We start from the raw sequence: 4397 nt of genomic DNA on the forward strand, positions 1-4397 counted from the left end.
ATGCCGGTGGTGCGGTGAACGCGATCGCGCAGATCTCCGAGGTGATCGCGAGGATCAACGACTACCAGATGACGATCGCCTCGGCGGTGGAGGAGCAGACCGCGACCACGAACGAGATGGCGCGTGGGGTGGCCGAGGCCGCCACCGGCTCCGGGGAGATCGCCGACAACATCACCGGGATCGCGGCGGCCTCCGCCGCCAGCACCCGGGACCTCGCCGGGATCACCGAGGCCGTGGCCGAGCTCGCCGCTCTCGCCGAGGCCCAGCGTGCCCAGGTCGCGGTCTTCCGGATCTGAATCAGGTCAACGACTGTGTCTGCCATCCGTGTGCTCGTCGTCGACGACTCCGTCGTCGTCCGGCGACTCGTCACCCAGGCGCTCGGCCAGGACCCGCAGATCGAAGTGGTCGGTACCGCCGCCAACGGCCGGATCGCCCTGACCAAGGTCGACCAGCTGACCCCCGACCTGGTGACTCTCGATATCGAGATGCCCGAGCTCAACGGCATCGAGACGGTTCGTGCGCTGCGGGCGGCGGGCCGCCGGATGCCGGTCGTCATGTTCTCGACGCTCACCGAGCGGGGCGCCGTCGCCACCCTCGACGCGCTCACGGCCGGGGCGAGCGACTACGTGGCCAAGCCGACCGGCATGCACTCCGTCCAGGAGTCCATCCAGAAGGTGGTCGCGGAGCTGATCCCCAAGATCCACGCGCTCGTGCCGCACAAGGGCGGTGCGCTCGCGTACTCGGCGCGGGCCGGGGGAGCGGCCGCACCCGCGGGCGGGGTGGCGAAACGTGCGCTGCGGGCGCCCGAGCCGAACCCGGCGCGACCGGTGCGCGCCGTCGTCATCGGCTCCTCCACCGGCGGCCCGGCGGCGTTGTCGCAGGTGTTCGGCGGGCTCTGGAAGGCCATGGACGTGCCCATCGTGCTCGTGCAGCACATGCCGCCGGTGTTCACCGGACAGCTGGCGGCCCGGCTGGACCGCATGGGGCCGACGACGGTGGTCGAGGCGGCCGGCGGGGAGAAGCTCGAACCCGGTCACGCCTACCTCGCCCCGGGGGGCCGCCACCTGGAGCTGACCACCCGGGCCGGCCTCGTGCAGACGGTCCTCACCGACGGGCCGCCGGTGAACTTCAGCCGACCCTCCGTCGACGTCATGTTCCGCTCGGCCGTGCGGGTGCTCGGCGGGGACCTGCTCGCCGTCGTGCTGACGGGGATGGGGGCCGACGGGCGGGCGGGTGCGGGCGAGGTCGTCGCCGCCGGGGGGCGCGTCCTCGCGCAGGACGAGGCCTCGTCCGTGGTGTGGGGGATGCCCGGCGCCGTCACGACGGCGGGCTTCGCGCACCAGGTCCTGCCGTTGCAGGAGATCGGGGAGACGGTCATGCGCTTCGTGGAAGGGGGAACCAGGTGAGTGTCACCAGCAACTCGTTCACCTACGTGAGCGATCTGGTCCGGCGGCACAGCGCGATCCAGCTCGGACCAGGCAAGGAGTACCTCGTCGAGTCGCGGCTGATGCCGCTCGCTCGGGCCCGGGGCATGAACGGGACGGACGCCGTGGAGGCCTACGTCCAGCACGTGCGGCGCACCAACGACCCGGGCGACATCACCCAGGTCGTCGAGGCGCTCACGACGAACGAGACCTCCTGGTTCCGCGACAGCGTGCCGTTCACCGCGCTGAAGAACCACATCGTCCCGACGCTGGGGAGCGACGTGCGGATCTGGTCGGCGGCGTGCTCGACCGGCCAGGAGCCCTACAGCATCGCGATGATCCTGCAGGAGACCTCCATCCCGCGCTACTCCATCCTGGGCACGGACCTCAACGGTGCCGTGCTCGCACGGGCTCGATCCGGCCGCTACAGCCAGCTCGAGGTGAACCGTGGCCTGCCCGCACCCATGCTGGTCAAGAACTTCGAACGGGTGGGTGCTGCCTGGCAGGTCAGGCAGGAGCTGCGGGACACGGTCACGTTCCGTCAGCACAACCTGCTGCACGCCCTGCCCGAGGTCGGCAGCTTCGATGTGATCTTCCTGCGGAACGTGCTGATCTACTTCGGCCTGCCGACCAAGCGCGACATCCTCGGCCGGCTCCGCCGGCGGCTGCGCCCGGGCGGGTACCTCATCCTCGGTGCCGCCGAGACGACCGTCGGCATCGACCCCGCCTGGGACCGCGTAGAGGTCACCCGCGGCTCCGTCTACCAGCTCAGCGGAGGCAACGCATGAAGGCCCTCGTCATCGACGACTCGCGCGTGATGAGGCGCATCGTCACGAACACGCTCAACGGTCTCGGCTTCGAGACCGCGGAGGCCGGTGACGGTCGTGAAGCCCTCGACCGTCTCGAGGCGGGCGAGATGTTCGACCTCGCCACCATCGACTGGAACATGCCCGTGATGAACGGGCTGGAGCTGGTCACGGCGGTCCGGGCCAACCGTGACTGGCGCGACCTGACCCTCATGATGGTCACCACCGAGGCCGAGCACGGCCAGATCGTCCGCGCCCTGGCAGCCGGCGCCCACGAGTACCTCATCAAACCCTTCACCCCCGATGCCCTCATGGAGAAGCTGGACCTTCTCGGGCTGCTCACCGACAGGGAGACGTCATGACCGTCCTGGCAGGAATCGGTGCGCAGGTACTCGCCATCGCCGACGACTTCTTCACCGCCATGATCACCGGCGAGCCGGGTTCGATCCAGCTCACGGGCGACGTCGTCCTCACCGACCCCGTCTTCGCGTGGGTCGACGTCGCCGGGTCGTTCTCGGCCCGGGCCCTGCTCAGCACGGACCGGACCACGGCGGACGCCCTGGCCCGGGCACTGTTCGCGATGCCGGTGGACGAAGAGGTGTCGAACGCGGACCTGATCGACGCCTTCGGTGAGGTCGCCAACGTCGTGGGCGGGAACATCAAGGCGCTCCTGCCGCAGTCGGGCGTGCTCACCATGCCGCGGGTGGCTTCGCAGGCGCCGGAACCTGCGGGAGAATTGGTGCACCGGACCGATCTCGACTGGGCCGGGCGGGGGCTCGCGATCGACATCTGGAAGCTCGAGAACAACGAAGGAGGTATGGCATGAGGGTCCTCATCGCCGACGACAGCCGCGTGATGCGGAAGATCGTGATCCGTACCCTGCGCCAGGCAGGCTACGACGGGTGGGACATCACGGAGGCGTCCGACGGCGCGGAGGCGCTCGAGATCGCTCTCGAGCAGCGCCCCGACCTGATCCTCTCGGACTGGAACATGCCGGAGATGACCGGTATCGACATGCTGCGGAACCTGCGTGCCCAGGGCTCGGACATCCCGGTGGCGTTCGTGACGTCCGAGGGGTCGACCGAGATGCGTGAGTTCGCGGACGCCGAGGGGGCGCTGTTCCTCATCGCCAAGCCGTTCACCCCGGAAGCCTTCCGGGCCGCGTTGGACCCGGTGCTCGCATGAGTGGCGTCACCCCCCTGCCGCACGCGAAGGACGTGCGCGACCTCCTCGAGATGATGCTGGGCCGCGATGTCGAGCTCACGGTCGGCGGCGACGCCGTGAACCCGGCCTCGCCGATGGGTTTCGTCGTCGGCGTGTACGTCACCGAGATGCTGAAGACCGCGGCGCTCGTCGCGCTGGACGTCGACGCCGCGGCGCGTACCGGTGCGGCCCTCGCGCTCATCCCGCCCAGAGCGGCCGAGGACGCGGTCCAGGACGGCCGGCTCTCGGAGTCGCTCCTGGAGAACGTGTCCGAGATCCTCAATGTCACCGCCTCGTTGTTCAACGTCGACGGCGCCCCGCACCTGAAGCTGTACAGCGTGCACGACTCCGCCGTGGGGCTCCTGCCGGCCGACATCGCGAACTGGCTGCGCAGCTACGGCCCACGGCTCGACGCGACGGTCAGCGTGAAGGGCTACGGCGACGGTCAGGTCTCACTGGTCGTCATCTGAGACGTTCCGCGCGTTCTGCCGGCCCTGCCGATGGATGAGGGCGGCCCGGGGCCGCCTTCAGGGCAGAGGCCGGGCGTGGCTGAGCGAGCGCCACGCAACACCGAGGCACGACATCGAGTTTCCCTCCGATGTGGCGAAGGTCGTCCGATAGGCAGGGCGACGCGGCAAGAGCAGCCGACCCGCGCCGCCGAGAGGCGGCGCCGGTCGGCCGTGCGGGGGGCGCGCCGGAGGACGCACCACCGGGATCTCATCCCACCGACAAAGGAGCACGCATGTCTGACGACGCCGTCGGGGCCCCCCGCACCCCTGCGCCTGCAGCCGAGTCCCGGCCGGGCTGGTTCCGACGCGTGGTGAACCGGCTGTTCGACCTGCCGCTGACGGTGAAGTTCGCTGCGCTCGTGGCGATCCTCGCTGCCGTCACACTGGCCACCAACGCCTACGGCATGGTCACGATCCGGGCGATGTCGGCAGACACCGCGGAGCTGGCCCGGGGG

General features: G+C 70.1%; 7 protein-coding genes and 1 pseudogene. All 8 read left to right on the forward strand.

Annotation, left to right across the window (positions count from 1 at the left end; all coding sequences use genetic code 11):
• A pseudogene (locus ACYC1Z_RS14380) lies at positions 1-296 on the forward strand (methyl-accepting chemotaxis protein); the annotation flags it as partial.
• A 15-nt stretch (positions 297-311) separates the two neighbouring features.
• A complete protein-coding gene (locus tag ACYC1Z_RS14385) occupies positions 312-1406 on the forward strand; it encodes a protein-glutamate methylesterase/protein-glutamine glutaminase (RefSeq protein WP_461410204.1) in 1095 nt (364 codons plus the stop codon).
• On the forward strand, positions 1403-2212 hold the full coding sequence (locus ACYC1Z_RS14390; RefSeq protein ID WP_461410205.1) for a CheR family methyltransferase: 810 nt from the start codon (positions 1403-1405) through the stop codon (positions 2210-2212). Before ACYC1Z_RS14385 ends, ACYC1Z_RS14390 begins: the two co-directional genes overlap by 4 nt.
• Positions 2209-2592, forward strand: coding sequence for a response regulator (locus tag ACYC1Z_RS14395; protein WP_461410206.1), 384 nt, complete (start codon positions 2209-2211; stop codon positions 2590-2592). Before ACYC1Z_RS14390 ends, ACYC1Z_RS14395 begins: the two co-directional genes overlap by 4 nt.
• Positions 2589-3056: a chemotaxis protein CheX gene (locus ACYC1Z_RS14400; RefSeq protein ID WP_461410207.1), complete on the forward strand. Its 468-nt coding sequence runs from the start codon at positions 2589-2591 to the stop codon at positions 3054-3056. The genes ACYC1Z_RS14395 and ACYC1Z_RS14400 overlap by 4 nt, the downstream gene beginning before the upstream one ends.
• A complete protein-coding gene (locus ACYC1Z_RS14405; protein ID WP_461410208.1) occupies positions 3053-3415 on the forward strand; it encodes a response regulator in 363 nt (120 codons plus the stop codon). Before ACYC1Z_RS14400 ends, ACYC1Z_RS14405 begins: the two co-directional genes overlap by 4 nt.
• Positions 3412-3903, forward strand: coding sequence for a hypothetical protein (locus ACYC1Z_RS14410; protein WP_461410209.1), 492 nt, complete (start codon positions 3412-3414; stop codon positions 3901-3903). The genes ACYC1Z_RS14405 and ACYC1Z_RS14410 overlap by 4 nt, the downstream gene beginning before the upstream one ends.
• Positions 3904-4175: 272 nt before the next feature.
• The coding region (locus ACYC1Z_RS14415) for a hypothetical protein (RefSeq protein WP_461410210.1) at positions 4176-4397 on the forward strand (222 nt) is incomplete at its 3' end.

Source organism: Georgenia sp. (assembly GCF_054605595.1).